The following is a 4,616-nucleotide window of genomic DNA, read 5'->3' as shown; positions in this document are numbered from 1 at the left end:
CGCCGGCGCCGGCGATGATCACCTGATAACCGGCTGCCTTGGCGCCCTTGGCGAAATCATAGAGCCGGTCCGGCGTGCGATGCGCGGAGATGATCAGCCGCTTGTGCGGGATGCCGAGTGCTTCCAGCGTTTCGGCGGCATGGCGCATCGTCGCCCAGTCGGACTGGCTGCCCATGATGATGGCGACGTCGGCGCGTTGATCGTCCAAGTCCGTGTTCCCCGGCGACAAAGGCGCGCCTTAGCGGAATTCGCGCGGGGCCGCAAGGATAGGCGGCGGCCGCGGCGGTCTGGCAAGACGGAAACCAGCCTGTCAGATGCCGTCGCGCTCGGCCTCTGGCGTCGAGACCAGCAAGGCCGAAGCCGCGTTGGCGGCGGTGATGGCCGCCCGCATGGTCTGCCCACGGGCAAGTCCCGCGGCCAGCGCGCCAACGAATTCATCGCCGGCGCCATGCGTGCTGGCGACCTTGACCGGGACGGCCGGCAGCGCGAAGGCCTCGCCGGTCTGGTCGCAGCAGGCGACGCCCTCGCCGCCCGCCGTGACAATCGCCACCGGATAAAGATCGGCCAGCAGCCGTGCGGCTTGCGCGGCCCCGTCCAGCGTCTCGACCACTGCTGTGCCAGCCAGGAATTCAGCCTCGATCGCGTTGACCACCAATATGTCGACCAGCGCGATCAACTCGTCGGAGAGTTTGCGCGCGGGGGCCGCGTTGAGCACGACGCGGCCGCGCCGTGCTTTGACGGCGCGTGCGGCGGCAATGTTGCCGGCTTCCGGCACTTCGTTCTGCAACAAAAGCACTGCCGTTTGGACCATCACATCGGAAGCAGAGGCAATGTCGGCATGGCCCAGTGTCAGATTGCTGCCCGAGACGATCACCGCGCCATAGTCGCCGCCCGCGTCGAAGATCGCCACGCTCATGCCGGAGCCGGCGCCAGCGGCCACCCGCACGAAGCGGTGGTCGACCTTGGCGCGATCGAGGTTGGCCAGCAACGCCCGCCCGAAATCATCGTCGCCGACGGCGCCGATCATCGCCGCGCGCACGCCGGCCCGCGCCGCCGAGACAGCCTGGTTGCCGCCCTTGCCGCCGCATTTCGGGTGCCAGGCATGGCCGGTCACCGTCTCGCCCTTGCGCGGGCGGTCGGGCGCGTCGACCATGATATCGTAATGCAGGCTGCCGAACACGGTGACCAGCGGCGATGTCGTCATGAGCCCCGGTCTTTTCGTTTCGATGTCACCGCCGACATGGTGCGGCCGAGGTTGCGCTCCGCCGCCTGGTAGTCGCGCTGGGCCACCGCCACGAACAGCGCGTCGAGGATGTTGAGCTGGGCAATGCGCGCCGCTGCGTTCTCGCCCATCAGCGGCGAGCCTTGCGCGGTCGAGCACAGCACGATGTCGGCGACCGCAGCCAGCGGCGAGTTGTCGTAGTTGGTGATGGCCAGCGTGCGGGCACCGTTCTTGCGGGCCAGCTGGATGGCGTCGATGACGGCCGACGTGTTGCCCGAATGCGAGAAGCCGACGGCGATGTCGTCGCCGCCGAGCAGCGAGGCCGACATCAGCATCATATGCGAATCGTCATAGACGGATGCGCGGATGCCGATGCGCAGAAACTTGTGCGAGACATCGCGGGCGATCTGCGCCGAGCCGCCGACGCCATAAAAATCCCGGTTCTTGGCACGGAAGAGCAGCTCGGCGGCCCGGTCGAAATCCTCGATGTCGAGGATCGCCAGCGTCTCCTCCAGCGCCTGGATGGAGGTGCGAAAGACTTTTTGCACGATCTCGGCCGAACTGTCGTCGGATGACAGTTCCTGGTGCATGTCGGCGGTCGGCAGGCGACTGTATTCATAGACGGCGGTGCGGAAGTCGCGATAGCCGGAAAAGCCCAGCTTCTTGGCGATCTTGACCACCATCGCCTCGGACACGCCGGACTCTTCGGCGATCTGTTTCAGCGGAATGCTCTCGTCGAAGCCGCGCCGGCCGAAGACGGTTTCCACCACCTTCGCCTCCAACGGAGTGAGATGCGGCATCATCATGCGGATCCGCGGTCCTACCGCTTTCAGGTCCAGCCCGCTCAAGGTCATCCACGCCCCCTCGTCACGCGATCGATAAGCATCGCGGCGAGGATTATAAGACCAGTTGCCAGAAGCTGATAGAAGGACTGGACGTTCATCAGCGTCAAACCGTTGCGCATAGCGCCGAGGATGACGGCGCCAAGGATGGTGCCGACGATGCTGCCCTTGCCGCCCATCAGCGAGGCGCCGCCGATGGCGGCAGCCGCGATGGCGTCGAGTTCCCAGAGATTGCCGAGGATGGGCTCGGCGGCGCCGAGCCGGCCGACCAGGATCTGCGCGGCAAGCGCCGCCAGCAGGCCTGAGATCATGTAGGCGGCGATCTTGGTGCGGGCAATCGGCACGCCGGCGATGTAGGCCGCCTCCTCGTTGCCGCCGACGGCAAGCAGATATTCGCCGAAGGGCGTCTTCTTCAAAACCACCCAGGCGACGACAGCCACGCAGGCGACGATGATGACCGCCAGAGGCAGTCCAAACAGCGATCCGCTGAAGATGGCGCGAAAGTCGGCGGGCAGGCCGAGGACCGGATTGCCGCCGGTGTAGATCAGCGCCAGCGCCCGATAGGTGCTGAGCGTTCCCAACGTGACGATGAAGGGCTGCAGCCCGACATAGGCGACGAGCACGCCGTTGACGAGGCCGCAGGCAAGGCCAATGGCGAAGCCGGCGGCGATGGCCAACGGAAACGGCACGCCGGCGACCATCATAGAGGCCGAGATGACGGCCGAGAGTGCCGCCGTCGGCCCGACCGACAGGTCGATGCCACCGGAGATGATGACCAGCGTCATGCCCAGCGCCAGACAGGCATTGATGCTCGACTGCTGCAGGATGTTGATCAGGTTGCGCTCGGCGAAGAAGCCGGGCACCAGCGCGCCGAATACTGCCAGGATCACGACAAGGCCGATCAGCGTGCCGGCGTCGCGCATGGAAACGCCGCGCAGGAATTCGGCGCGTGGCCGCACCAGAGTGGTATCCGACATATCCGTCACCTACTGCCTTGCCTGTTGCGCGGCCGGCGTTTGCGTTTGCGGGATGGCGTGCGCCGCGATCGCCTGTTCGCTGATATCGTCTCTGTGGAGTTCGGCCGCGATCGTGCCGTCGCGCATGACCAGCACGCGGTCGGCAAGCCGGATCACTTCGGGGAGTTCGGAGGAGACGACGATCACGGCATGGCCCTCGGCGGCGAGTTCCTCGATCAGATGATAGATCTCCGCCTTGGCGCCGACATCGATGCCGCGTGTCGGTTCGTCGAACAAGAGGATGCGCGTTCCCGCGGCCAGCCAGCGGCCGATGATCGCCTTCTGCTGGTTGCCGCCGCTGAACAGGCGGATTGGCCGGTCGAGCAGGAACGGGCGCAGATTGACGCGGCTCATCCTGTCGACCGCCACCTGTTTCAGCCTGGTGTGATCGATGACGCCGCGCGGCGCGAATACGTTCATCGAGGCCAGCGCCATGTTGCTGGTGATCGAGCGCAGCGGCACGATGCCTTCGCGCTTGCGCTCCTCCGGCACCATGCCGATGCCGGCGGCAATCGCATCGCGCGGGCCGGCGAAGCGCGCCGCCTTGCCGTCGATTGCAATGGTGCCGGCCGTGGCGCGATCGGCGCCGGCCAGGAGCCGCAAAAGTTCAGTTCGGCCGGAACCGACCAGGCCGGCAATCCCCAGCACCTCGCCGCGATGCAGATCGAACGACACGTTGCGCACCTTCGTCGCCGAGGAGAGGCCACGCGCGCTCAGCATGACCTTGTTCGTGGCATGGGAATTATGGTGTTCCTGCGCCAGTTCGCGGCCGACCATCATCGCCACGACCGCTTTCTCCGACAGGTCTTTCAGATCGACGGAATCGACGACGACGCCGTCGCGCATGATGGTGGCGCGCCGGCAGATGCCGAACACCTCATCCAGCTTGTGCGAGACATAGACGACGGCGACGCCATCGCGCGCCAAACCTGTAATGACTTGCGCGAGCCGTTCGAATTCGCTCGGCGTCAGGCTCGATGTCGGCTCGTCCATGGCGACGATGCGGGCGCGATCGAGCAATGCCCTGGCAATCTCGACAATCTGCCGCTGCGCCACCTTCAGGGTGCCGAGCGGGGCGGCTGGATCGATGGAAGGGTCGATGGCTGCAAGAGCCTCGGCGGCGCGGCGCTCCTGCTCTCTGCTGGCGACGAAGATGCCGCCTCGTGTCAGCGGATGGCCGAGGAACATGTTCTGGGCGACGCTGAGGCGCGGCACCTGCTGCAATTCCTGATGGATCATGGCGACGCCCGCAGCGCGCGCGGCAACCGGATTGGCGAGTGTAACCGGCTTGCCGTCAATGAGGACGCTTCCCGCTGTCGGCCTGTAGACGCCAGACAGTATGCGCAGCAGCGTCGACTTGCCGGCGCCGTTTTCGCCGAGCAGGCCGTGGATTTCACCGGCCGCGACCGAGAACGAAACGCCGTCAAGCGCCCGTACGGCCGGAAACAGCTTGGAAATCCCCTTGAATTGCAGCCTGGGTGACATCGGGATCTATCTCCGGGCCATGGTGCCGGTCAGAAGCGAATTGCCCTGACC

At 66.0% G+C, this 4,616-nt stretch carries 5 protein-coding genes; all 5 read right to left on the bottom strand.

Annotation, left to right across the window (positions count from 1 at the left end; translation table 11 throughout):
• The coding region (locus tag EN749_RS31075) for an AIR carboxylase family protein (protein ID WP_145991069.1) at positions 1 to 208 on the bottom strand (208 nt) is incomplete at its 3' end.
• A gap of 102 nt (positions 209 to 310) precedes the next feature.
• Positions 311 to 1,204 (bottom strand): ribokinase, encoded by an 894-nt coding sequence (locus tag EN749_RS31070; RefSeq protein WP_128364587.1) that lies wholly within the window; start codon positions 1,202 to 1,204, stop codon positions 311 to 313.
• A complete protein-coding gene (locus tag EN749_RS31065; protein ID WP_127395752.1) occupies positions 1,201 to 2,076 on the bottom strand; it encodes a MurR/RpiR family transcriptional regulator in 876 nt (291 codons plus the stop codon). Before EN749_RS31065 ends, EN749_RS31070 begins: the two co-directional genes overlap by 4 nt.
• Positions 2,073 to 3,041, bottom strand: a complete 969-nt coding sequence (locus EN749_RS31060; protein WP_128364586.1) for an ABC transporter permease — start codon at positions 3,039 to 3,041, stop codon at positions 2,073 to 2,075. Before EN749_RS31060 ends, EN749_RS31065 begins: the two co-directional genes overlap by 4 nt.
• Before the next feature lie 9 nt (positions 3,042 to 3,050).
• Positions 3,051 to 4,565, bottom strand: coding sequence for a sugar ABC transporter ATP-binding protein (locus tag EN749_RS31055; RefSeq protein WP_128364585.1), 1,515 nt, complete (start codon positions 4,563 to 4,565; stop codon positions 3,051 to 3,053).
• Positions 4,566 to 4,616: the final 51 nt, after the last annotated feature.

It is taken from the genome of Mesorhizobium sp. M7A.F.Ca.ET.027.02.1.1 (genome assembly GCF_004022985.1).
GTDB lineage: Bacteria > Pseudomonadota > Alphaproteobacteria > Rhizobiales > Rhizobiaceae > Mesorhizobium.
Note: the sequence above shows the minus strand (reverse complement) of the source record. Positions and strands in the feature narration are given on the sequence as shown.

What these genes read in the sequence shown, in the direction of transcription:
- EN749_RS31070 (WP_128364587.1), bottom strand. Translation starts at nt 1,204, where the DNA reads ATGACGACATCGCCGCTGGTCACCGTGTTCGGCAGCCTGCATTACGAT.
- EN749_RS31065 (WP_127395752.1), bottom strand. Translation starts at nt 2,076, where the DNA reads ATGACCTTGAGCGGGCTGGACCTGAAAGCGGTAGGACCGCGGATCCGC.
- EN749_RS31060 (WP_128364586.1), bottom strand. Translation starts at nt 3,041, where the DNA reads ATGTCGGATACCACTCTGGTGCGGCCACGCGCCGAATTCCTGCGCGGC.
- EN749_RS31055 (WP_128364585.1), bottom strand. Translation starts at nt 4,565, where the DNA reads ATGTCACCCAGGCTGCAATTCAAGGGGATTTCCAAGCTGTTTCCGGCC.